The organism is Vibrio sp. M260118, from assembly GCF_036533755.1.
Classification (GTDB): Bacteria; Pseudomonadota; Gammaproteobacteria; order Enterobacterales; family Vibrionaceae; genus Vibrio.
The window spans coordinates 17,756-40,091 of sequence record NZ_JATABG010000002.1; the positions used below are offsets into that span (position 1 = coordinate 17,756).

Here is a 22,336-nt window from a genome sequence, read left to right on the forward strand (position 1 = left end):
CGTTTCCCGCTGTACGGGCAACGCCTTTTTTGTTATTCAATGAGTAGTAATTTACAGTTTGGAGCCTCTTCGATGACTCAACCTTTCTCTATTGCCATTCACGGCGGTGCAGGAACTATCTTGCGTGAACAAATGGACGACGCTTTAAAGGCTTCGATACTGGCAGATCTAGAAACGTCAGTACGCGCTGGGCATCAGATATTAGTCGAAGGCGGTGATGCTCTCGATGCCGCCGTTGCTGCGGTAAAGGTGTTGGAAGATTCCCCTAACTTCAATGCAGGTAAAGGGTCGGTATTGACCAACAAAGAGATGGTTGAGATGGATGCCTCTGTAATGCATGGCAAAGATAAGCAAGCGGGGGCGGTGGCAGGTGTTAGACATATTAAGAACCCGATCGAGCTAGCACGTGATGTGATGAATAAAAGTGCTCACGTAATGCTGATTGGTGAAGGAGCTGAAGAGTTTGCCTTTGAGCATGGCTATCAGTATACCGAGCAAGACTATTTCTTTACTGAGCGCAGATATGAACAACTGTTATCGATGAAAGAGAAAGGGCTATTTGCGTTATCGGAGTCCAAGTACCCCGATGATAAGAAATTCGGCACAGTGGGTGCGGTCGCGTTAGACCAACATGGCAATTTGGCGGCAGCCACGAGTACTGGTGGGGTGACCAACAAAAAGTATGGTCGAGTGGGTGATTCTGCAATTGTTGGCGCAGGTACTTATGCCGAAAATGACAATGTTGCTGTCTCGACCACTGGCATGGGCGAGTTCTTTATTCGTCAAACAGTGGCGAGCGATGTGGCGGCGAGAATGCGCTATTTGAATGAAGAACTGCACACTGCCTGCGAGGCCATCATTCAAGGGGAGTTAAAACAGATGGGAGGAGAAGGTGGTCTGATTGCTGTCGATGGAAAAGGAAATCTACATTTTGCGATGAACAGCACAGGCATGTATCGGGCAGGAATCGATGTTAATGGTGAGTTTGGTGTCAAAATCTACGCTGATGAGTAGTGGGTGCGCGCCTATCTATCGCTGAAGTAGAGGTTAAGTCGCTGATATAATTCGCCGTTGTTTTCATTACCTCAATATTTAAGGGGGATTAAGCTACGATGATTAAAAAATGACTGCAAGAAATGTGATTCAGTGCTAGAATCCATTTTTAACTAGCAACAGATACTGGAAAGATGGGAAATAACGTAGTCGTTCTGGGCACCCAATGGGGTGACGAAGGTAAAGGTAAAATTGTTGACCTTTTAACTGAAGATGCAAAGTACGTGGTTCGCTACCAAGGCGGTCACAATGCAGGTCACACTCTTGTAATTGACGGTGAAAAAACCGTTCTTCACTTAATTCCATCAGGCATTCTACGCGATAACGTGAAATGTGTTATCGGTAATGGCGTTGTACTATCGCCTGAAGCACTTCTTAAAGAAATGAAACCTCTTGAAGAGCGTGGTATTCCAGTTCGTGAGCGTCTTTTCATTTCTGAAGCTTGTCCTCTAATTCTTCCTTACCACATCGCTATCGACAACGCGCGCGAAACTGCTCGTGGTAAAAAAGCGATTGGTACGACGGGTCGTGGTATCGGTCCTGCTTACGAAGACAAAGTGGCTCGTCGCGGTCTTCGCGTTGGTGACCTTTTCGACAAAGAAGTATTTGCTGAGAAACTAAAAGAAGTCATGGAATTCCATAACTTCCAGCTAGAGCACTTCTACAAAGCTGAAACAGTAAGCTACGACGAAGTTCTTGAGCAGTGCATGGGTTATGCTGACCTACTCACTTCTATGGTTATCGACGTAACTGATGAACTTGATGCCGCACGTAAGCGTGGTGACAAGATCATGTTTGAAGGTGCACAAGGTACACTTCTAGATATCGACCACGGTACTTACCCTTACGTAACTTCTTCTAACACGACGGCTGGTGGTGTAGCAGCAGGTTCTGGTTTTGGTCCGCGTCATATTGGTTACATCCTTGGTATCACTAAGGCGTACTGTACTCGTGTTGGTTCAGGTCCATTCCCAACTGAGCTATACGACGGTCTAGATAAGCAAGACCCAGTAGGTAAGCACCTAGGTGATGTTGGCCAAGAATTTGGTGCAACAACAGGTCGCTTGCGTCGTACTGGTTGGTTTGATGCAGTTGCAATGCGTCGTGCAGTCCAAATCAACTCTATCTCAGGTTTCTGTCTGACTAAGCTAGACGTTCTAGATGGCCTAGAAGAGCTAAAAATCTGTACTGGTTACAAGATGGAAGATGGCTCTATCCTAGAAGTTTCGCCAATGGCTGCTGAAGCATTTGAAAAAGCAACGCCTATCTACGAAACAATGCCTGGTTGGTCTGAAACAACATTTGGTGCTAAGTCTTTAGATGCACTTCCTCAAGCGGCACTTGACTACATCAAACGTATTGAAGAGCTAACGGGTGTTCCAGTTGACATTATTTCTACTGGCCCAGATCGTAACGAAACAATCATTAAGGTACACCCTTATCAAGCTTAATTGCTGATTGTTAACTAGTTTTAAAAACCGGCATCAATTGCCGGTTTTTTTATAACCAATTTTCCTTGCGATTCTCGTCAGTTACGGCAACAATTTGCCATGTGTCGGCAATTTTGATTAAAGAGTTAGCAGTGATTGCCGATACTAGTATCAAGCTTGCCGCGTTTGTCGGCAAAACTGATGTTGATTAGAGCCAAGTGATCTCTACAACATCAATGGTCGAAGTGAAGAGTGCAGAACATGAAGCTAATGACATTAGCTGCTTCGATGGTATTGGCGTTTGGTGCCTCACAGGTACAGGCAAATGACTTGTCAGAGATTGGCGAGCCAATACCTATATATACCGAAGCTGAACTAATTAAACTCATCAACAACAACCAACATTTAGAGCGCGTAAAAGCCGATAACTGTCAGCTTGTTGAAGATATTGTGGCTCGTGCAACTCGAATCAGCTTACCTGCGTATGAGTTTTTATACGGAGATATGTTGGCTTGGGGGGTATGTGTCAATCAAGATGTAGAGCTAGGTCTCTACTATATGGAAAATGCTGCTCACCAAGGTTTGCCAGCTGCGTTAGAGCAGATTGGCCGCTACTACTCACGTGGTACTTTGGTTCAGCAAGATAAAGAGCGTGCGATACCATACTTGCGCGAGGCGGCGGCGATGGGTAACTTAAATGCCCGAGTTCACCTTGCCGAGCTACTGCTGCGCGATTATGGAAGTCCGCTCGATTATGAAGATGCTTACCGATGGTTGTATAACTCGGTTACCGCTGATCAGCGAATGCATAAACGGATCAGTGTGTTGAGGCTGGGCCTTGAAAGGCGAATGCCACAAAATATTATCGCTAGAGCGAAAAAACGCGACACATTCTGGTAGCGAACAAAGGCACTTTCTGCACTCAAGCCTAACTCCTAGTCCAATGCCCAACTTAAAGGTTGGGCATTGTCGTCTATACCAAGCGCCTTCAAACGGTAGGTCGTTTGAAGCATAACCGCTGAGATAGATGAAATCATATTGAAAAACAGCGAAATTCAGGCGACTTACCTGTAGCTTATCTCGCGACTCAGATATACTAGTTTTAAATCCCCTTCCTTTGTTAATTAGGCGTGCCTATGTCAGACAATATCCATAACGACCCATTTGCAGCTCGTGAATCGGAAAACTACGATAACCCAATCCCTAGTCGAGAGTTCATTCTTGAGTTTTTAAGCCAAGCGGGTGTTCCGATGAACCGTAACGACCTGTTTGATGCGCTCAAGCTTTCTGGAGAGGAGCATTACGAAGGTTTGCGTCGTAGGCTACGTGCTATGGAGCGCGATGGTCAGTTAGTCTTCACTCGCCGTCAATGCTATGCCTTACCTGAAAAACTAGAGATGATTAAAGGCTACGTAATTGGTCATAAGGATGGTCACGGTTGGGTACGTCCAGAAGGAAGTGTCGGTAAAGACAACGATATCGTATTACCTCACCACCAGATGAAAAACATCATTCACGGTGATTACGTGTTGGTGCAACCGACTGAAAACTCGAAGCGAGGCCGTAAGGAGGGACGTCTGGTTCGTGTACTTGAAGAGCGCGCGACGCAAATTGTTGGCCGTTTCTTTATGGAATATGGCTACTCCTACGTGGTGCCGGACGATTCGCGCATTCATCAAGATATCTTGATCCCGAATGATCTTCGTGCAGGTGCACGTATGGGTAATGTGGTGGTGATTGAAATTACCGATCGTGGTTCTCGCTCTCGCGGTATGATGGGAAAAGTGATTGAAGTACTTGGTGAAAATATGGCACCAGGAATGGAGACGCAAATCGCCATCCGCACTCACCAGATCCCGCATGATTGGCCTGAAGCGGTGGACAAGCAAATCGAAGGCTTGGGTGAAGAAGTCCCTGAGGAAGCCAAAGTAGGTCGAGTGGATTTGCGTGACCTGCCATTAGTTACTATTGATGGCGAAGACGCGCGAGACTTCGATGATGCGGTATATTGCGAAGCGAAAAAGGGCGGCGGTTGGCGCTTATGGGTCGCCATCGCCGATGTGAGCTATTACGTTCGTCCAGACAGCGCGTTAGATAAAGAAGCGATTAATCGTGGTAACTCGGTCTATTTCCCATCGCAAGTAGTGCCAATGCTACCGGAAGTACTGTCGAACGGCTTGTGTTCACTCAACCCACAAGTGGACCGATTATGTATGGTGTGTGAGATGACCATCTCTGAGTCAGGTAAACTGTCTGGCTATAAACACTATGAAGCTGTGATGAACTCTCATGCTCGCCTAACCTATAACAAGGTGCATGATATCCTTGAAGGCGATGAAGAGCTGCGTGAAAGATACCAACCAGTGGTTTCGCATCTAGAAGAACTGCATAAAATGTATAAGGTTCTTAAACGTGCGCGTGACCATCGGGGTGCGATTGAGTTTGAGACGGTAGAAACCAAGTTTATCTTTAACGCTGAGCGTAAGATTGACAGTATCGAACCTGTTGTCCGCAATGATGCGCACAAGATTATTGAAGAGTGTATGATTTTAGCCAATATCGCTTCGGCTTCATTGGTAGAGAAAGCAAAAGAGCCGGCGCTGTATCGTATCCACGAATCTCCTGGTGAACTTCGCCTACAAGGCTTTCGCGATTTCCTCGGTGAGCTTGGCTTACATTTAAATGGTGGTCTAGAACCTTCACCAACTGACTACGCAGATCTGGTGAAACAAATCGGTGAGCGAGCGGATAAAGAGCTGATTCAAACCATGCTGCTGCGCTCTATGAAGCAAGCGGTTTACAACGCCGACAACTGTGGTCACTTTGGTTTGGCACTTAAGCGTTATGCTCACTTTACTTCGCCGATTCGTCGTTACCCAGATTTGCTGTTACACCGTGCGATTAAGTATCTGATCGCTAAAGAGAATGGTACCGTGAGAGACCAATGGACTCCTACGGGAGGTTACCATTACTCATTTGATGACATGGACTTCTATGGTGAGCAGTGCTCGATGACCGAGCGCCGAGCTGATGACGCGACTCGCGAAGTGTCTGATTGGCTCAAGTGTGAATATATGCAAGACCACGTTGGCGAAGAGCTAGAAGGGGTGATTGCCAATGTCACTGGTTTTGGTTTCTTCGTTCGCTTAAGTGATCTGCATATTGATGGCCTGGTACATATTTCAGCGCTGGCCAACGACTTATCGGCGAGAGCTTTGGTGCAATCTACCGTTTAGGCGACGCAGTTAAAGTGAAAGTCCTTTCGGTGAACCTCGATGATCGTCAAATTGACTTTGAATTAGTCGAAACAAGTCGTAAGCTACGCGGCGAAGGAAAGACGGCGAAGAAACGTGCCGCAGAGGCAAAGAGAAAAGCCAAAGAGAAAAAACGTGCAGCGACCAAAGGCGGTACAGGGCGCAAAGCAAGCCCTGATGTCGAACCGACTAAGCGTCCGGAGCGTTCAGAGTCGAAAGGCAAGAAGCCTAAAGTGACCAAGGCGCGTAAGAAGAAGCCTGGCACCAATGCGAAGAAAACTAAGCGTAGTAAGAAAGCGCCGCAGTAAGAAATAACCCAACAGGTTTTAAAATGAGTAACGAATTTATCTATGGTATTCACGCAGTTAAAGCTGTACTTGAGCGTGAACCTGAGCGCTTTATCGAAGCGTTCGTACTAAAAGGTCGTCAAGATGACCGATTAATGCCGATTTTAAACGAGCTACAAGTGTGTGGCGTTTCTATTCAGCAAATGACACGTAAAACGCTTGATGATAAGGCTCGTGGTGCCAATCACCAAGGCATCATGGCCCGCGTTAAGCCTGCCAAGCAGTTAAACGAGAATGACTTAGATGACATTCTTACTAAACATGAGTCGCCACTGCTGCTAGTACTCGATGGCGTGACTGATCCGCACAACTTAGGCGCGTGCCTACGTAATGCAGATGCTGCGGGCGTTGCTGCGGTAATCGTACCAAAAGATAAGTCAGCGAATATTAATGCCACGGTAAGTAAAGTTGCTTGTGGTGCTGCTGAGACAGTCCCACTAGTTCGTGTGACTAATCTAGCTCGCACCATGCGCGCATTACAAGAGCAGGGTGTTTGGTTCGTCGGTACTGCGGGTGAAGCCACTCACGACATCTACCAGGCTAAGTTGACAGGTTCGTTGGCCATCGTCATGGGTGCAGAAGGTGACGGCATGCGCCGCCTGACTCGCGAAACCTGCGATGACCTAATCAAGATCCCTATGGCGGGTAGCGTATCTAGCCTAAACGTCTCAGTAGCATCAGGCGTTTGTCTGTTTGAAGCGGTACGCCAAAGACTGGATTCTAGTTTCTAGTTTCTAGTTTCTAGTTTCTAGTTTCTAGTTTCTAGTTTCTAGTTTCTAGTTCCTAGAGGTTTAGTCCTTTTCTAGGAACTAGGAACTCCCCCTTCACTTTTTTCTCTCTTCTATTTATCTGATTAATTTTCAAACACCGCTTGCAAGTAAAATTGTGATCTGTATAATGCGTCGCACTGGTTGAGCCAGTTGTGAACCAATGAGCGAAGAGGAGCTGATTTATCTCTTTGATATTTCAGGTAATGTAGACTCAGCTTATGTTCGCGGTTAATACAATTAGCTACTTATTCTTCGGAATAACTATCCCCAGACGTGATTCTGGTATGTAGGGGTAGTTAATCGAAAATTAACTGACAATACTTCCTAATCTTGGAAGTTACGGTTTCACATAAATCAATCGGCATTCTCTCGTCTTTACGAGTCTGAGTGGCGATATTGTTTGTGTAATTTTTAATATTGGAGCTCTGTCTCATGCAGAACCAACGTATCCGTATCCGCCTAAAAGCTTTCGATTACAAACTAATCGATGCTTCAACAGCGGAAATCGTTGAAACAGCTAAGCGCACTGGCGCACAGGTTCGTGGTCCAATCCCACTACCTACTCGTAAAGAGCGTTTCACAGTTCTTATCTCTCCACACGTTAACAAGAAAGCACGTGACCAGTACGAAATTCGTACTCACAAGCGTCTAATCGACATCGTTGAGCCAACAGACAAAACTGTTGATGCTCTAATGCGTCTAGACCTTGCTGCGGGCGTTGACGTTCAAATTAGCCTAGGTTAAGGGAGATTAGAAGAATGATTGGTCTAATCGGTCGTAAAGTGGGCATGACCCGCGTATTTACTGAAGAAGGCGTTTCTATCCCAGTAACAGTTGTTGAGGTTGAAGCTAACCGTGTTTCTCAAGTTAAAACTCTTGAGACAGATGGCTACGCTGCAATCCAGGTTACTGCTGGTGCTAAGAAAGCTAACCGCGTAAACAAAGCTGAAGCAGGTCACTTTGCTAAAGCTGGCGTTGAAGCTGGTCGCGGTCTTTGGGAATTCCGTTTGGAAAACGATGAAGAGTTTGCAGTTGGCGCTGAGCTAACAGTTGAACTATTCAACGAAACAAAGAAAGTAGACGTTACTGGTACATCTAAGGGTAAAGGTTTCCAAGGCGCTGTTAAGCGTTGGAACTTCCGCACTCAAGATATGACTCACGGTAACTCATTGTCTCACCGTGCTCCTGGTTCTATTGGCCAATGTCAAACTCCAGGTCGCGTATTTAAAGGCAAGAAAATGGCAGGTCACATGGGTGCTGAGCGTGTAACGACTCAAAACCTAGAGATCGTACGTGTTGACGCTGAGCGCAATCTGCTTCTTATTAAAGGTGCAGTCCCAGGCGCAACTGGCGGTAACGTGATCGTTAAACCAGCTGTTAAAGCATAACGTCTCAGGAGTAAGTAATGGAACTAATGGTTAAAGGTGCTGATGCACTAACTGTTTCCGAAACTACTTTCGGACGTGAGTTTAACGAAGCTCTTGTACACCAAGTAGTTGTTGCGTACGCAGCAGGTGCTCGTCAAGGTACTCGTGCTCAGAAAACACGTTCAGAAGTTTCTGGCGGTGGCGCTAAGCCATGGCGTCAAAAAGGTACTGGCCGTGCACGTGCTGGTACAATCCGTAGCCCAATCTGGCGTACAGGTGGTGTTACTTTTGCTGCGAAACCACAAGATCACAGCCAAAAAGTAAACAAGAAAATGTACCGTGGTGCTATGAAGAGCATTCTTTCTGAGCTTGTTCGTCAAGAGCGTCTAATCGTTGTTGATAACTTCTCAGTAGAAGCACCAAAGACTAAAGAACTAGTTGCTAAGCTTAAAGAGCTTGAGCTAACTGACGCTTTAATCGTGACTAGCGAAGTAGATGAGAACCTATTCTTAGCTGCTCGTAACCTATACAAAGTTGACGCACGTGACGTTGCTGGTATCGACCCAGTTTCTCTAATTGCGTTCGACAAAGTTGTAATTACTGCTGAAGCAGTTAAACAAGTAGAGGAGATGCTAGCATGATCACTGAAGAGCGTATCCTAAAAGTTCTACGTGCACCGCACATCTCTGAAAAAGCAACTATGGCAGCTGAGAAAGCGAACACTATCGTTTTCAAAGTAGCAATCGATGCAACTAAAAAAGAGATCAAAGCAGCTGTAGAAAAGCTATTTGAAGTTGAAGTTAAGTCTGTAAATACTCTTATCAATAAGGGTAAGACCAAACGTCAAGGTCTACGCCAAGGTCGCCGCAGCGACGTTAAGAAAGCGTACGTTACTTTGAAAGAAGGTCAAGATCTTGACTTCGTTGGCGGCGCGGAATAACAGGAGTAGTTAAGAATGGCTATTGTTAAATGTAAGCCGACTTCCCCTGGTCGTCGTCACGTTGTTAAAGTTGTTAACGCTGACCTACACAAGGGCAAGCCATACGCACCTCTTCTAGAGAAAAACTCTAAGAACGGTGGTCGTAACAACAACGGTCGTATCACAGTACGTCACATCGGCGGTGGTCACAAGCACCACTACCGTGTAATTGACTTCAAACGTACTAAAGACGGTATCCCAGCGAAAGTTGAGCGTCTTGAATATGATCCAAACCGTAGCGCTAACATCGCTCTAGTTCTGTACGCAGACGGTGAGCGTCGTTACATCCTAGCACCTAAAGGTGTTAACGCTGGTGATGCTATCCAGTCTGGTGTTGATGCACCAATCAAAGCTGGTAACACTCTACCAATGCGTAACATCCCAGTAGGTTCAACTGTACACAACGTTGAACTTAAGCCTGGTAAAGGTGGTCAGCTAGCTCGTTCGGCTGGTGCATATGCTCAAATCGTTGCTCGCGACGGTGCATACGTAACTATCCGTCTACGTTCTGGCGAAATGCGCAAAGTACTTTCTGAAGGCCGTGCAACAATCGGTGAAGTTGGTAACTCTGAGCACATGCTACGTGAACTTGGTAAAGCTGGTGCTAACCGCTGGCGCGGTGTTCGTCCTACCGTTCGCGGTGTGGTAATGAACCCAGTAGACCACCCACACGGTGGTGGTGAAGGTCGTACTTCTGGTGGCCGTCACCCAGTTTCACCATGGGGTCAGCCAACTAAAGGCTTCAAGACTCGTAAGAACAAACGCACTGACAAGTACATCGTACGTCGTCGTAACAAGTAATCTATATAAAGAGGAATCGCCATGCCACGTTCTCTCAAGAAAGGTCCATTTATTGACCTACACTTGCTGAAGAAGGTAGAGAAAGCGGTGGAAAGCGGAGACAAAAAGCCTATTAAGACTTGGTCCCGTCGTTCAATGATCATCCCTACGATGATCGGTTTGACCATCGCTGTCCATAATGGTCGTCAGCACGTACCAGTATTCGTAACCGAAGAAATGATCGGTCACAAACTGGGCGAATTCGCACCAACACGTACTTACCGCGGCCATGTCGTGGATAAGAAAGCTAAGAAGCGTTAAGGAGTAGATGATGGAAGCATTAGCTAAACATAACTTTGCTCGCATTTCGCCTCAGAAAGCTCGCTTAGTTGCGGATCAAATTCGTGGAAAATCTGTAGACCAGGCTCTAGAAATTCTAACGTTCAGCAACAAAAAAGCTGCTGATCTAATCAAGAAAGTTCTTGAGTCAGCTATCGCTAACGCGGAGCACAATGAAGGCGCAGATATTGACGATCTAAATGTCGCAAAAATCTTCGTAGATGAAGGCCCTATCATGAAGCGTATTATGCCTCGTGCTAAAGGTCGTGCGGATCGTATCTTGAAGCGTTCAAGCCACATCACTGTTGTTGTAGCAGATCGCTAAGAGACTAGGAGAGTAAGCAATGGGTCAAAAAGTACATCCAAATGGTATTCGTCTAGGCATCGTTAAGCCTTGGAATGCTACATGGTTTGCTAACACCAAAGATTTCGCTGACAACCTAGACGGCGACTTCAAGGTACGTCAGTTCCTTACAAGTGAACTGAAAAAAGCATCTCTTTCACGCATCGTTATCGAGCGTCCAGCTAAGAGCATCCGTGTGACTATTCACACTGCTCGTCCTGGCGTTGTAATCGGTAAGAAAGGTGAAGACGTAGAGAAACTACGCACAGCTGTAGCTAAAATTGCAGGTGTACCAGCGCAAATTAACATCGCTGAAGTACGTAAGCCTGAACTTGATGCACAGCTTGTAGGTGATAGCATCGCGTCTCAGCTAGAGCGTCGTGTTATGTTCCGTCGTGCTATGAAGCGCGCGGTACAAAACGCTATGCGTCTAGGCGCTAAAGGTATCAAAGTAGAAGTAAGCGGTCGTCTAGGCGGCGCTGAAATTGCACGTTCAGAGTGGTACCGTGAAGGCCGTGTGCCTCTACACACTCTACGTGCTGACATTGATTACGCAACTTCTTCGGCTCACACTCAATACGGTGTGATCGGCATTAAGACTTGGATCTTCAAAGGTGAGATCCTAGGTGGCATGCCAGCAGCTAACGCTGTAGAGCCTAAAGGCGACAAGCCTAAGAAGCAGCGTAAAGGCCGTAAGTAAGGAGTCGACAGATGCTACAACCTAAACGTACTAAGTTCCGTAAGGTTCAGACTGGTCGTAACCGTGGTCTAGCTAAAGGTACTGATGTAAGCTTCGGCGAATTCGGTCTTAAAGCTACTGGCCGTGGTCGTCTAACTGCTCGTCAAATCGAAGCGGCACGTCGTGCAATGACACGTCACGTTAAGCGTCAAGGTAAAATCTGGATCCGTGTGTTCCCAGACAAACCTATCACAGAAAAACCACTAGAAGTTCGTCAAGGTAAGGGTAAAGGTAACGTTGAGTACTGGGTAGCCCAAATCCAACCTGGTAAGGTGATGTACGAAATGGGTGGTGTACCTGAAGAATTGGCTCGTGAAGCGTTCCGTCTAGCGGCGCGTAAACTGCCATTCAAAACTACATTTGTAACTAAGCAGGTGATGTGATGAAAGCACAAGATCTACGCGAAAAAAGCGTTGAAGAGCTTAACGCTGAGCTTTTGAATTTGCTACGTGAACAGTTCAACTTGCGCATGCAAGCTGCAACTGGTCAGCTACAGCAAACTCATACTCTGAAAGCTGTACGTCGTGATATCGCACGTGTGAAAACCGTATTGACTGAGAAGGCAGGCGCATAATGAGCGACAAAATTCGTACTTCATTTGGTCGTGTAGTTAGCAACAAGGCTGACAAGTCTATCACTGTTGCTATCGAGCGCATGGTTAAACACCCAATTTACGGCAAGTTCGTAAAGCGCACGACTAAAGTTCACGCACATGACGAGAACAACGAGTGTGGCCTAGGCGATACTGTTGAAATTCGTGAGTGTCGTCCACTGTCTAAGACTAAGTCTTGGACTTTGGTAAAAGTTGTAGAAAAAGCGAAAGGTTAATTCCTAAGCTAATTCTATGAAATTAAACGGCTCCAAATTAATTTTGGGGCCGTTTATTTTTTGACTACCCAATCACAAAAAAGGGTGGTACAATTCGCGTCCCTTTTAAAGAGGCAGCCCGACCCGAGAGGGTCTAGTTTTTTATATATTTAGCGGAGCACTAACAATGATCCAAATGCAAAGTACACTTGACGCAGCTGATAACTCAGGCGCGCGCAAGGTAATGTGTATTAAGGTCCTGGGTGGCTCACACCGCCGTTATGCACATATCGGTGACGTTATCAAAGTTACAGTGAAGGAAGCAATTCCTCGCGGTAAAGTAAAAAAAGGTGACGTTCTGAAGGCGGTTGTTGTGCGCACTCGCAAAGGCGTTCGTCGTCCAGACGGTTCTGTCATTCGCTTCGACCGTAATGCTTGTGTATTGCTTAACGACAATACTGAGCAACCAATCGGTACACGTATCTTTGGCCCTGTGACACGTGAGCTTCGTGGCGATAAGTTCATGAAGATCGTTTCACTGGCTCCAGAAGTTCTGTAAGGAGCACGAAGAAATGGCAGCTAAAATCCGTCGTAATGACGAAGTAATCGTTCTTGCTGGTAAAGATAAAGGCAAGAAAGGTAAAGTAACTAAGGTTCTAGCAACTGGTAAAGTTATCGTTGAAGGTATCAACCTAGTTAAGAAGCATCAGAAACCTGTTCCAGCTATGGGTATCCAAGGCGGTATCGTAGAGCAAGAAGCAGCAATCGACGTTTCTAACGTGGCGATTTTCAACGCAGCTACTGGTAAAGCTGACCGTATCGGTTTCCGTTTCGAAGATGGTAAGAAAGTTCGTTTCTTTAAGTCTAACAACGAAATCGTATCTAACTAATAGAAGTAATTTGGAGTTCTACTATGGCGAAACTGCATGATTACTACAAGTCGTCTGTAGTCGCTGAGCTTACCAAAGAGTTCAGCTACACAAGCGTCATGCAAGTCCCTAGAATCGAGAAAATCACCCTAAACATGGGTGTTGGTGAAGCAATCAACGATAAGAAACTGCTAGAAAATGCAGCTGCTGATATGGCAACGATCTCTGGTCAAAAGCCACTTATCACTAAAGCGCGTAAATCTGTTGCAGGTTTCAAAATCCGTGAAGGCTACCCTATCGGTTGTAAAGTAACCTTGCGTGGCGAACGTATGTGGGATTTTCTTGAGCGTTTAATTAACATCGCTCTTCCACGTGTACGTGACTTCCGTGGCGTTAGCGCTAAGTCTTTTGACGGACGCGGTAACTACAGCATGGGCGTTCGCGAGCAAATCATCTTCCCGGAAATCGACTTTGATAAAGTTGATAAAGTACGCGGTCTAGACATCACTATTACGACGTCTGCTGGTACTGATGAGGAAGGCCGAGCTCTGCTGGCTGCCTTTAACTTCCCATTCCGTAAGTAAGGTGAAGGGTTACTGTTATGGCTAAAAATTCAATGAAAGCACGTGAAGCAAAACGTGCAAAGCTAGTAGCTAAGTTCGCTGAAAAGCGTTCTGCGCTTAAAGCTATCATCAGCGATGTAAACGCATCAGAAGAAGATCGTTGGAACGCAGTTCTTAAGCTGCAATCTCTTCCACGTGATTCAAGTGCATCACGTCAGCGCAACCGTTGTAACCAAACTGGTCGTCCACACGGTTACCTACGTAAGTTCGGTCTAAGCCGTATCAAAGTTCGCGAAGCTTGCATGAAAGGCGAGATTCCTGGACTTCGTAAGGCTAGCTGGTAATTGCCACTTAATCATTTGGAGTAAATCATATGAGCATGCAAGATCCGATTTCGGATATGCTGACCCGCGTTCGTAACGGTCAGGCAGCAAACAAAGTTGCTGTTAAAATGCCTTCTTCAAAGCTTAAAGTTGCAATCGCTGCACTACTAAAAGCTGAAGGTTACATCACTGATTTCGCTGTTGAAGGCGGAGTTAAACCTGAGCTAGAAGTTACTCTTAAGTACTTCCAAGCTAAACCAGTTATCGAGCAACTTAAACGTGTTTCTCGTCCAGGTCTACGTGTTTACAAGAAGAAAGATCAACTTCCTTCTGTAATGGGTGGTCTTGGTGTTGCTATCGTTTCAACTTCCAAGGGTCTGATGTCAGACCGTGCTGCACGTAAAGCAGGTCTTGGCGGTGAAATCATCTGCTACGTAGCTTAATAAGGAGTAGACTATGTCTCGTGTTGCTAAAGCACCTGTCGCTATTCCAGCTGGCGTAGAGGTGAAACTAAACGGCCAAGAAATCACTGTAAAAGGTGCTAAAGGCGAACTATCACGCGTTCTTAACGACGCTGTAGTTGTTGCTCAGGAAGAAAACAATCTTACTTTCGGTCCACGCGAAGGTGTTGTTAACGCATGGGCACAAGCAGGTACTGCTCGCGCTCTAGTTAACAACATGGTTGTTGGCGTTACTGAAGGCTTTACTAAGAAGCTAACCCTTAAGGGTGTTGGTTACCGTGCTGCTATCAAAGGCAACGCTGTAGGTCTAACTCTTGGCTTCTCTCACCCAGTTGAGCATGAATTGCCAGCGGGTATTAAAGCTGAGTGTCCAAGCCAAACTGAAATCGTGATCACTGGTTGTGACAAACAACTTGTTGGTCAGGTTGCGGCTGACATTCGTTCTTACCGTGAGCCTGAGCCTTACAAAGGTAAAGGTGTTCGTTACGCAGATGAAAATGTGCGTACTAAAGAAGCTAAGAAGAAGTAAGGTAACACTATGGATAAGAAAGCATCTCGCATCCGTCGTGCTACACGCGCACGTCGTAAGATTGCAGAACTGGGTGCAACTCGCCTAGTAGTACACCGTACTCCTCGTCACGTGTACGCACAGGTAATTGCAGCTAACGGCTCTGAGGTTATCGCAGCAGCTTCTACTGTAGAAAAAGCGATCCGTGAGCAAGTTAAGAACACTGGTAACGTTGATGCAGCTAAAGCGGTAGGTAAAGCTATTGCTGAGCGCGCTCTTGAAAAAGGCGTAGAAACAGTTGCATTTGATCGTTCTGGTTTCCAATACCACGGTCGAGTAGCGGCGCTAGCAGATTCTGCTCGCGAAGCTGGTCTGAAATTCTAAGGTAGGGTTGGAAGATGGCTAAAGAACAACAAGTTCAAGCGAATGATTTGCAAGAAAAGCTAATCGCAGTTAACCGCGTTTCTAAAACGGTTAAAGGTGGTCGAATCATGAGCTTCACTGCACTAACAGTAGTTGGTGACGGTAACGGTCGTGTAGGTTTCGGTTACGGCAAAGCTCGTGAAGTACCTGCAGCGATTCAAAAAGCAATGGAAAAAGCGCGTCGTAACATGACTACGATCGCTCTAAACGAAGGCACTCTTCACCACCCGGTGAAAGGTCGCCACTCGGGCTCTAAAGTTTACATGCAGCCTGCTGCAGAAGGTACTGGTGTTATCGCAGGTGGTGCGATGCGTGCAGTACTAGAAGTTGCTGGTGTACACAACGTACTATCTAAAGCATACGGTTCTACGAACCCTATCAACATCGTTCGTGCAACGATCGATGCACTAGGTAGCATGAAGTCGCCAGAAATGGTTGCTGCTAAACGTGGTCTAACTGTTGAATCTATTTCGGAGTAAGAACACCATGGCAACTATTAAAGTAACTCAAACTAAAAGCTCAATTGGTCGTCTACCTAAGCACAAAGCGTGTCTTAAAGGTCTAGGCCTTCGTAAAATCAACCACACAGTAGAACTTGAAGATACTCCGTGCGTGCGCGGCATGATCAACAAGGTTTACTACATGGTTAAAGTTGAGGAGTAATCAGAATGCGTTTGAATACTCTATCACCAGCTGCTGGTGCTAAGACTACTGCTAAGCGCGTAGGTCGCGGTATTGGTTCTGGCCTAGGTAAGACTGGTGGCCGTGGCCACAAAGGTCAAAAGTCACGCTCTGGCGGTTCAGTTCGTCCAGGTTTTGAAGGCGGTCAGATGCCTCTAAAACAACGTCTACCAAAATTCGGTTTCACTTCTCGTAAGAGCCTAGTGTCTGCTGAAGTTCGTCTAGCTGAGCTAGCGAAAGTAACTGGTGACGTGGTTGATCTAAACAGCCTTAAAGCTGCTAACGTTATCACTAAGAACATCGAATTTGTTAAAGTTGTTCTTTCAGGTGAACTAAACAAAGCAGTGACTGTTAAAGGTCTACGTGTGACTAAAGGCGCTAAAGCTGCAATCGAAGCTGCAGGCGGTAAAATCGAGGAATAATCTCGAGGAACGAGGTACAGATGGCTAAGAAACCAGGACAAGATTTTCGTAGTGCTCAGAGCGGCTTAAGTGAACTAAAGTCGCGCTTATTATTCGTAGTGGGTGCTCTTTTAGTATTCCGAGCCGGCTCTTTTGTGCCGATTCCTGGTATTGACGCAGCTGTACTTGCCGAATTGTTCGAACAGCAAAAAGGTACCATCGTAGAAATGTTTAACATGTTCTCCGGTGGTGCTCTTGAGCGTGCATCTATATTAGCGTTGGGCATCATGCCGTATATTTCGGCATCTATTGTTGTCCAACTGCTAACTGTAGTTCATCCAGCGTTAGCTGAACTCAAAAAAGAGGGTGAAGCAGGCCGTCGTAAGATCAGCCAATATACACGCTACGGCACGCTTGTACTTGCAACATTCCAAGCTATTGGTATTGCAACAGGCTTACCAAACATGGTCGATAATCTGGTTGTTATCAACCAAACCATGTTTACGCTAATTGCTACCGTAAGTTTAGTAACCGGCACCATGTTCCTAATGTGGTTAGGTGAACAAATTACAGAGCGCGGAATTGGTAACGGTATCTCGTTACTTATTTTTGCAGGTATTGTTGCTGGATTGCCATCAGCAATCGGTCAAACAATCGAGCAAGCGCGTCAAGGTGAATTGCATGTACTTCTTCTGCTGTTGATTGGTGTACTTGCTTTCGCGGTAATTTATTTCGTTGTTTTCATGGAGCGTGGTCAACGTCGTATCGTTGTTAACTACGCGAAGCGTCAACAAGGTCGTAAAGTATTTGCTGCACAAAGCACTCACCTGCCACTTAAAATTAATATGGCAGGTGTTATTCCAGCAATCTTCGCATCAAGTATTATCCTGTTCCCAGGAACACTGGCTCAGTGGTTTGGTCAGAACGGTGAGAGCAGCACGTTTGGTTGGTTAACTGACGTGTCTTTGGCTCTTAGCCCAGGTCAGCCTCTGTATGTAATGCTTTATGCAGCAGCTATCATTTTCTTCTGTTTCTTCTACACGGCGTTGGTTTTCAACCCGCGTGAAACAGCAGATAATTTGAAGAAGTCCGGTGCATTCGTACCCGGCATCCGCCCAGGTGAGCAGACAGCGAAATATATTGATAAAGTAATGACGCGATTAACCCTAGCGGGCGCGCTTTACATTACCTTTATCTGTCTGATTCCAGAGTTCATGATGGTCGCGTGGAACGTACGTTTCTACTTCGGCGGTACATCACTACTAATCGTAGTGGTTGTAATTATGGACTTTATGGCACAGGTACAGACTCATCTGATGTCTCAACAGTATGATTCTGTGTTGAAGAAGGCAAATCTGAAAGGCTATGGCCGTTAATTCGGCGGTAGACTCAGATTTCATTTACGGAGTTTAGCAATGAAAGTTCGTGCTTCCGTTAAAAAAATCTGCCGTAACTGTAAAGTTATCAAGCGTAACGGTGTCGTTCGCGTGATTTGCAGTGAGCCAAAGCACAAGCAGCGCCAAGGCTAATTAAGCAGAAATTTTTACTTGAAATATAAGGTAGTGTCGAGTATATTCCTCGGCCTACCTTTTGCGTGCAAAAGAAGTAGCATTCCGCAGCGTATCCATAACGGGCTTTGCTGCGGCTATTCTTTTTAGAAAATTTGGAGTGAATAATGGCCCGTATTGCAGGCATTAACATTCCTGATCAAAAACATGCTGTAATCGCACTAACTGCGATCTACGGTATCGGTAAGACTCGCTCTCAAGCTATCCTAGCTGAAGTGGGCATTGCTGAAGATGTTAAGATCAGTGAACTAACTGAAGAGCAGATCGATCAACTGCGTGATGGTGTAGCTAAGTACACTGTAGAAGGTGATCTACGTCGTGAAGTATCTATGAACATCAAGCGTCTTATGGACCTTGGCTGTTACCGTGGTCTTCGTCATCGTCGCAGTCTACCACTACGTGGACAGCGTACTAAAACCAATGCTCGCACCCGTAAGGGTCCGCGTAAGCCGATCAAGAAATAATCGGGAAGGTAGAGTACAATGGCTAAACAACCAACTCGCGCTCGTAAGCGCGTACGCAAGCAAGTTGCAGATGGCGTAGCGCACATCCATGCATCTTTTAACAACACAATCGTAACCATCACTGACCGTCAAGGCAACGCTCTTGCATGGGCTACTGCAGGTGGTTCAGGTTTCCGTGGTTCTCGTAAGTCTACTCCGTTCGCTGCACAGGTTGCTGCTGAGCGTTGTGCTGAAATGGCTAAAGAGTACGGTCTAAAGAACTTGGAAGTTATGGTTAAGGGTCCAGGTCCAGGTCGTGAATCTACTGTTCGCGCACTGAACGCTGCTGGTTTCCGCATCACTAACATCGTTGATGCTACACCAATCCCTCATAACGGTTGTCGTCCACCTAAGAAACGTCGCGTATAACGTTTTTTAGATTACTGGAGAAAGATCATGGCAAGATATTTGGGTCCTAAGCTGAAGCTTAGCCGTCGCGAAGGTACTGACTTATTCCTTAAGTCTGGTGTACGCGCGATCGATACCAAGTGTAAAATTGATAACGCACCAGGTGTACACGGCGCTCGTCGCGGTCGTCTATCTGAGTATGGCGTTCAGCTTCGTGAGAAGCAAAAAGTTCGTCGTATGTACGGCGTTCTAGAAAAACAATTCCGTAACTACTATAAAGAAGCTGCTCGCCTTAAAGGCAACACAGGTGAAAACCTGCTTCAGCTTCTTGAAGGTCGTCTTGATAACGTAGTTTACCGCATGGGCTTTGGTGCAACTCGCGCTGAATCTCGTCAGCTAGTTAGCCACAAAGCTATCCTAGTTAACGGTAAAGTTGTAAACATTCCTTCTTTCAAAGTTGCGGCTAACGACGTTGTTTCTATCCGCGAGAAAGCTAAACAGCAATCTCGTATTAAGGCTGCTCTAGAAGTTGCTGAACAACGTGAAAAACCAACTTGGATTGAAGTAGATGGTGGTAAGATGGAAGGTACGTTCAAGCGTATGCCTGAGCGTTCAGATCTATCTGCTGACATCAACGAACAATTGATCGTCGAGCTTTACTCTAAGTAAGGTTTAAATTAAAGAGAGGACACAATGCAGGGTTCTGTAACAGAATTTCTTAAGCCACGTCTTGTTGACATCGAACAAGTTAGCACGACTCACGCAAAAGTAACTCTTGAGCCATTAGAGCGTGGTTTTGGCCATACTCTTGGTAATGCACTTCGCCGTATTCTTCTATCTTCTATGCCAGGTTGTGCTGTAACAGAAGTAGAAATTGAAGGCGTACTTCATGAGTACAGCACTAAAGAAGGCGTTCAAGAAGATATTCTTGAAATCCTACTTAACCTTAAAGGTTTGGCTGTGCGCGTTGCCGAAGGCAAAGATGAAGTGTTCATTACTTTGAACAAATCAGGCTCGGGCCCTGTGGTTGCAGGTGACATCACCCATGATGGTGATGTAGAGATCGCTAACCCTGAACACGTTATTTGTCACCTAACGGATGACAACGCTGAGATCGCTATGCGTATCAAAGTTGAACGTGGTCGTGGTTATGTTCCAGCTTCAGCTCGTATCCATACTGAAGAAGATGAGCGTCCTATTGGTCGCCTTCTGGTTGACGCTACGTACAGCCCAGTAGATAAGATTGCTTACTCTGTAGAAGCAGCTCGTGTAGAGCAGCGTACAGACCTAGACAAACTTGTCATCGACATGGAAACGAACGGTACTCTAGACCCTGAGGAAGCAATCCGTCGTGCAGCTACTATCCTAGCTGAACAATTGGATGCGTTCGTAGATCTTCGTGATGTACGTGTACCTGAGGAGAAGGAAGAGAAGCCAGAATTCGATCCGATCCTACTGCGTCCTGTAGACGATCTTGAACTAACAGTTCGCTCTGCTAACTGTCTGAAAGCAGAAGCGATTCACTACATCGGTGATCTTGTACAGCGTACTGAGGTTGAGCTACTTAAAACGCCTAACCTGGGTAAAAAATCTCTTACAGAGATCAAAGACGTACTTGCATCACGTGGTCTTTCTCTGGGCATGCGCCTAGAAAACTGGCCACCAGCGTCTATCGCTGAAGATTAATCGATAATAGTTAGAAGGATTAGGTCATGCGCCATCGTAAGAGTGGTCGTCAACTCAACCGCAACAGCTCACATCGCAAAGCGATGTTTAGCAACATGGCTAGCTCTCTAGTACGTCATGAAGTTATCAAGACTACATTGCCAAAAGCAAAAGAGCTACGTCGCGTAGTTGAGCCTTTGATTACACTAGCTAAGACTGACAGCGTTGCTAACCGTCGTCTAGCATTTGCACGTACTCGTGACAACGAAGTAGTTGCAAAACTGTTTAACGAACTAGGTCCACGTTTTGCTGCTCGTCAGGGCGGTTACACTCGTATCCTAAAAGCTGGTTTCCGTACTGGTGATAAAGCTCCAATGGCTTACATTGAGCTTGTAGATCGCCCAGCTGCTGAAGAAGCTGCTGAGTAATCAGGTTCGTAAGAACAAAAAAAGCCGAGCATTAGCTCGGCTTTTTTGTACCTGAAATACCAATCTGAGTGAGTAGATATCAGAGAGTATAAAAACGGCGACACAATGGTCGCCGTTATACATGCTTAGATTTCGCGAGAAATTAAAGGATGTCTAGAAGCTCAACTTCAAATACTAGAGCTGCAAATGGAGGGATAGCAGCACCCGCGCCACGCTCACCGTATGCTAGGTCTTGTGGGATGTATAGTTTCCACTTAGAACCTACAGGCATTAGTTGAAGTGCTTCAACCCAACCTTTGATAACACCTGTGACTGGGAATTCAGCTGGTTGACCGCGTGATACCGAGCTGTCGAAAACAGTACCGTCAGTTAGCTCACCGTGGTAGTGAACGCGTACTTGCTTGTCTGAAGATGGGATTTCGCCAGTACCTTCAGTGATGATTTCGTACTGTAGGCCAGACTCAAGAACTGTTACTTCAGGACGAAGAGCGTTGTCTTTTAGGAACGCTTCGCCATCTGCCGCTGCTACTTTAGCTGCTTCTTGACGTGCCGCTTCAACGCGAGTATGTAGCTCTTGTAGTGCGTTGTTGATTTCATCTACTTCGATAGCTGGTTGCTCACCAACTAGTGCAGTTGCAATACCTGCAGCGATAGCATCTACATTTAAACCTTCAAGACCAGAACCAGCTAGTTGCTGACCCATTTGTAGACCGATACCGTAGCTTGCTTTTTGCTCTACAGTCTCAAATTTAACTTCAGACATGTTGTCTCTCTTTATATGGTGTATAAAGGCTAAAGGATACCAGTTATAGCTTTGTTATGAAATGGCTCTCTAGCCTGTTCCTATTCGTCGCGTTGTGCGATTAAGATCGGATTTTAACCAACTTTTCGCCAAATTTGACGCTGTTATTACGTTAGAGCTATAAAAGTCATATACTCATTAGGGCTTGGTTTTTATACTTGTAGCGAAGGCCGTTTGGAGACAGGGTGCGATGAATCGCAGAAAGAAAAAGAAACAACAGCAAGTGGATTACGTTGAAGTGGCTAAAGCCAAATTCAACAACATTGATTGGCAAGGTATTAAGCAGACAGTCCTAGATAAATGGCAGTTACTACCGAAGCTGCATCAACGTGCACTGATGGTAATGGTGCCGTTATTACTTGTATTACTTGTTGTACCGATTCCAGATGAGAAAGCTAAAGATCAATCAGCACCTGAGGCTAGCTCTCAGCGGGTGGAAATTGATATCAACACCCGTAGCCTGAGTGAACAAAAAAGCGAAGAACAGGATTCTTTAGCGTCTAAAGTTTGGCGTGAATACGAAGTAAAAAGTGGTGATACACTCGCTCAGGTGTTCCGCAGCAATGGCTTGCCGATAGCTGACCT

General features: G+C 45.9%; 34 protein-coding genes and 1 pseudogene. 34 read left to right on the plus strand and 1 reads right to left on the minus strand.

Annotation, left to right across the window (positions count from 1 at the left end):
* The first annotated feature begins 72 nt into the window (after nucleotides 1-72).
* The 33 genes and pseudogenes from QTO00_RS00310 (at nucleotide 73) to rplQ (ending at nucleotide 20,949) form a co-directional block, all read left to right on the plus strand.
* Nucleotides 73-1,014, plus strand: coding sequence for an isoaspartyl peptidase/L-asparaginase family protein (locus QTO00_RS00310; protein WP_331422245.1), 942 nt, complete (start codon nucleotides 73-75; stop codon nucleotides 1,012-1,014).
* 173 nt (nucleotides 1,015-1,187) lie between these two features.
* A complete protein-coding gene (locus tag QTO00_RS00315) occupies nucleotides 1,188-2,504 on the plus strand; it encodes an adenylosuccinate synthase (RefSeq protein ID WP_331422247.1) in 1,317 nt (438 codons plus the stop codon).
* 240 nt (nucleotides 2,505-2,744) lie between these two features.
* Complete coding sequence (gene motX, locus QTO00_RS00320) at nucleotides 2,745-3,383, plus strand: flagellar protein MotX (RefSeq protein ID WP_038209077.1); 639 nt, start codon at nucleotides 2,745-2,747, stop codon at nucleotides 3,381-3,383.
* 236 nt (nucleotides 3,384-3,619) lie between these two features.
* A pseudogene (rnr, locus tag QTO00_RS00325) lies at nucleotides 3,620-6,045 on the plus strand (ribonuclease R).
* Nucleotides 6,046-6,068: 23 nt separating this feature from the next.
* Entirely contained in the window at nucleotides 6,069-6,815 is a 747-nt protein-coding gene (gene rlmB / locus QTO00_RS00330) for a 23S rRNA (guanosine(2251)-2'-O)-methyltransferase RlmB (RefSeq protein ID WP_331422249.1), read from the plus strand.
* A gap of 471 nt (nucleotides 6,816-7,286) precedes the next feature.
* Entirely contained in the window at nucleotides 7,287-7,598 is a 312-nt protein-coding gene (gene rpsJ, locus QTO00_RS00335) for a 30S ribosomal protein S10 (RefSeq protein WP_004410492.1), read from the plus strand.
* A 14-nt stretch (nucleotides 7,599-7,612) separates the two neighbouring features.
* Complete coding sequence (rplC, locus tag QTO00_RS00340) at nucleotides 7,613-8,242, plus strand: 50S ribosomal protein L3 (protein WP_038209086.1); 630 nt, start codon at nucleotides 7,613-7,615, stop codon at nucleotides 8,240-8,242.
* 17 nt (nucleotides 8,243-8,259) lie between these two features.
* A complete protein-coding gene (gene rplD / locus QTO00_RS00345) occupies nucleotides 8,260-8,862 on the plus strand; it encodes a 50S ribosomal protein L4 (RefSeq protein WP_038209089.1) in 603 nt (200 codons plus the stop codon).
* On the plus strand, nucleotides 8,859-9,161 hold the full coding sequence (rplW, locus tag QTO00_RS00350; RefSeq protein WP_038209092.1) for a 50S ribosomal protein L23: 303 nt from the start codon (nucleotides 8,859-8,861) through the stop codon (nucleotides 9,159-9,161). The genes rplD and rplW overlap by 4 nt, the downstream gene beginning before the upstream one ends.
* A 15-nt stretch (nucleotides 9,162-9,176) precedes the next feature.
* Nucleotides 9,177-10,001: a 50S ribosomal protein L2 gene (gene rplB, locus QTO00_RS00355; protein WP_004410474.1), complete on the plus strand. Its 825-nt coding sequence runs from the start codon at nucleotides 9,177-9,179 to the stop codon at nucleotides 9,999-10,001.
* Nucleotides 10,002-10,022: 21 nt separating this feature from the next.
* Nucleotides 10,023-10,301 (plus strand): 30S ribosomal protein S19, encoded by a 279-nt coding sequence (gene rpsS, locus QTO00_RS00360; protein ID WP_004745876.1) that lies wholly within the window; start codon nucleotides 10,023-10,025, stop codon nucleotides 10,299-10,301.
* A gap of 10 nt (nucleotides 10,302-10,311) precedes the next feature.
* Nucleotides 10,312-10,644 (plus strand): 50S ribosomal protein L22, encoded by a 333-nt coding sequence (rplV, locus tag QTO00_RS00365; RefSeq protein ID WP_004745877.1) that lies wholly within the window; start codon nucleotides 10,312-10,314, stop codon nucleotides 10,642-10,644.
* Between the two features lie 19 nt (nucleotides 10,645-10,663).
* On the plus strand, nucleotides 10,664-11,362 hold the full coding sequence (rpsC, locus tag QTO00_RS00370) for a 30S ribosomal protein S3 (RefSeq protein ID WP_004410461.1): 699 nt from the start codon (nucleotides 10,664-10,666) through the stop codon (nucleotides 11,360-11,362).
* Nucleotides 11,363-11,373: 11 nt separating this feature from the next.
* Nucleotides 11,374-11,784 carry a 50S ribosomal protein L16 gene (gene rplP / locus QTO00_RS00375; protein WP_004410459.1) on the plus strand — a complete coding sequence of 137 codons (411 nt, stop codon included), beginning with the start codon at nucleotides 11,374-11,376 and terminating at the stop codon, nucleotides 11,782-11,784.
* Nucleotides 11,784-11,975 (plus strand): 50S ribosomal protein L29, encoded by a 192-nt coding sequence (gene rpmC / locus QTO00_RS00380; RefSeq protein ID WP_004410456.1) that lies wholly within the window; start codon nucleotides 11,784-11,786, stop codon nucleotides 11,973-11,975. Before rplP ends, rpmC begins: the two co-directional genes overlap by 1 nt.
* Nucleotides 11,975-12,229, plus strand: a complete 255-nt coding sequence (gene rpsQ, locus QTO00_RS00385) for a 30S ribosomal protein S17 (protein ID WP_006963213.1) — start codon at nucleotides 11,975-11,977, stop codon at nucleotides 12,227-12,229. The genes rpmC and rpsQ overlap by 1 nt, the downstream gene beginning before the upstream one ends.
* Nucleotides 12,230-12,395: 166 nt before the next feature.
* Nucleotides 12,396-12,767, plus strand: a complete 372-nt coding sequence (rplN, locus tag QTO00_RS00390; RefSeq protein ID WP_004745883.1) for a 50S ribosomal protein L14 — start codon at nucleotides 12,396-12,398, stop codon at nucleotides 12,765-12,767.
* A gap of 13 nt (nucleotides 12,768-12,780) precedes the next feature.
* On the plus strand, nucleotides 12,781-13,098 hold the full coding sequence (rplX, locus tag QTO00_RS00395; RefSeq protein WP_004410445.1) for a 50S ribosomal protein L24: 318 nt from the start codon (nucleotides 12,781-12,783) through the stop codon (nucleotides 13,096-13,098).
* Between the two features lie 23 nt (nucleotides 13,099-13,121).
* Nucleotides 13,122-13,661, plus strand: a complete 540-nt coding sequence (gene rplE, locus QTO00_RS00400; protein ID WP_038139307.1) for a 50S ribosomal protein L5 — start codon at nucleotides 13,122-13,124, stop codon at nucleotides 13,659-13,661.
* Nucleotides 13,662-13,678: 17 nt separating this feature from the next.
* The gene (rpsN, locus tag QTO00_RS00405; RefSeq protein ID WP_004745888.1) at nucleotides 13,679-13,984 is read left to right on the plus strand and encodes a 30S ribosomal protein S14; all 306 of its coding nucleotides are present in this window, start codon (nucleotides 13,679-13,681) and stop codon (nucleotides 13,982-13,984) included.
* Between the two features lie 29 nt (nucleotides 13,985-14,013).
* A complete protein-coding gene (rpsH, locus tag QTO00_RS00410; RefSeq protein ID WP_331422254.1) occupies nucleotides 14,014-14,406 on the plus strand; it encodes a 30S ribosomal protein S8 in 393 nt (130 codons plus the stop codon).
* Nucleotides 14,407-14,419: 13 nt separating this feature from the next.
* Nucleotides 14,420-14,953 (plus strand): 50S ribosomal protein L6, encoded by a 534-nt coding sequence (gene rplF, locus QTO00_RS00415; RefSeq protein ID WP_006878392.1) that lies wholly within the window; start codon nucleotides 14,420-14,422, stop codon nucleotides 14,951-14,953.
* 9 nt (nucleotides 14,954-14,962) lie between these two features.
* Entirely contained in the window at nucleotides 14,963-15,316 is a 354-nt protein-coding gene (gene rplR, locus QTO00_RS00420; protein ID WP_331422256.1) for a 50S ribosomal protein L18, read from the plus strand.
* A gap of 14 nt (nucleotides 15,317-15,330) precedes the next feature.
* Nucleotides 15,331-15,834 carry a 30S ribosomal protein S5 gene (gene rpsE, locus QTO00_RS00425; RefSeq protein ID WP_004745894.1) on the plus strand — a complete coding sequence of 168 codons (504 nt, stop codon included), beginning with the start codon at nucleotides 15,331-15,333 and terminating at the stop codon, nucleotides 15,832-15,834.
* A gap of 7 nt (nucleotides 15,835-15,841) precedes the next feature.
* Entirely contained in the window at nucleotides 15,842-16,018 is a 177-nt protein-coding gene (gene rpmD / locus QTO00_RS00430; protein ID WP_004410429.1) for a 50S ribosomal protein L30, read from the plus strand.
* Nucleotides 16,019-16,023: 5 nt separating this feature from the next.
* A complete protein-coding gene (gene rplO, locus QTO00_RS00435; RefSeq protein ID WP_038209102.1) occupies nucleotides 16,024-16,458 on the plus strand; it encodes a 50S ribosomal protein L15 in 435 nt (144 codons plus the stop codon).
* 20 nt (nucleotides 16,459-16,478) lie between these two features.
* Nucleotides 16,479-17,813, plus strand: a complete 1,335-nt coding sequence (gene secY / locus QTO00_RS00440) for a preprotein translocase subunit SecY (RefSeq protein ID WP_038209105.1) — start codon at nucleotides 16,479-16,481, stop codon at nucleotides 17,811-17,813.
* A gap of 39 nt (nucleotides 17,814-17,852) precedes the next feature.
* A complete protein-coding gene (gene rpmJ, locus QTO00_RS00445) occupies nucleotides 17,853-17,966 on the plus strand; it encodes a 50S ribosomal protein L36 (protein ID WP_000868186.1) in 114 nt (37 codons plus the stop codon).
* Nucleotides 17,967-18,112: 146 nt separating this feature from the next.
* Complete coding sequence (gene rpsM, locus QTO00_RS00450) at nucleotides 18,113-18,469, plus strand: 30S ribosomal protein S13 (RefSeq protein ID WP_005450559.1); 357 nt, start codon at nucleotides 18,113-18,115, stop codon at nucleotides 18,467-18,469.
* Between the two features lie 18 nt (nucleotides 18,470-18,487).
* Nucleotides 18,488-18,877, plus strand: coding sequence for a 30S ribosomal protein S11 (gene rpsK / locus QTO00_RS00455; RefSeq protein WP_001118870.1), 390 nt, complete (start codon nucleotides 18,488-18,490; stop codon nucleotides 18,875-18,877).
* A gap of 27 nt (nucleotides 18,878-18,904) precedes the next feature.
* Nucleotides 18,905-19,525 carry a 30S ribosomal protein S4 gene (rpsD, locus tag QTO00_RS00460; protein ID WP_038209107.1) on the plus strand — a complete coding sequence of 207 codons (621 nt, stop codon included), beginning with the start codon at nucleotides 18,905-18,907 and terminating at the stop codon, nucleotides 19,523-19,525.
* A gap of 24 nt (nucleotides 19,526-19,549) precedes the next feature.
* A complete protein-coding gene (locus QTO00_RS00465; protein ID WP_004410407.1) occupies nucleotides 19,550-20,542 on the plus strand; it encodes a DNA-directed RNA polymerase subunit alpha in 993 nt (330 codons plus the stop codon).
* 26 nt (nucleotides 20,543-20,568) lie between these two features.
* Nucleotides 20,569-20,949 (plus strand): 50S ribosomal protein L17, encoded by a 381-nt coding sequence (gene rplQ, locus QTO00_RS00470; RefSeq protein WP_004410405.1) that lies wholly within the window; start codon nucleotides 20,569-20,571, stop codon nucleotides 20,947-20,949.
* Between the two features lie 142 nt (nucleotides 20,950-21,091).
* On the opposite strand, the gene QTO00_RS00475 is transcribed toward rplQ, so the two are convergent.
* A complete protein-coding gene (locus QTO00_RS00475; RefSeq protein WP_038209109.1) occupies nucleotides 21,092-21,712 on the minus strand; it encodes an FKBP-type peptidyl-prolyl cis-trans isomerase in 621 nt (206 codons plus the stop codon).
* A gap of 229 nt (nucleotides 21,713-21,941) precedes the next feature.
* Here QTO00_RS00475 and QTO00_RS00480 point away from each other — a divergent pair.
* Nucleotides 21,942-22,336: LysM-like peptidoglycan-binding domain-containing protein (locus tag QTO00_RS00480; RefSeq protein WP_331422260.1), on the plus strand; the 395-nt coding region annotated here is incomplete at its 3' end.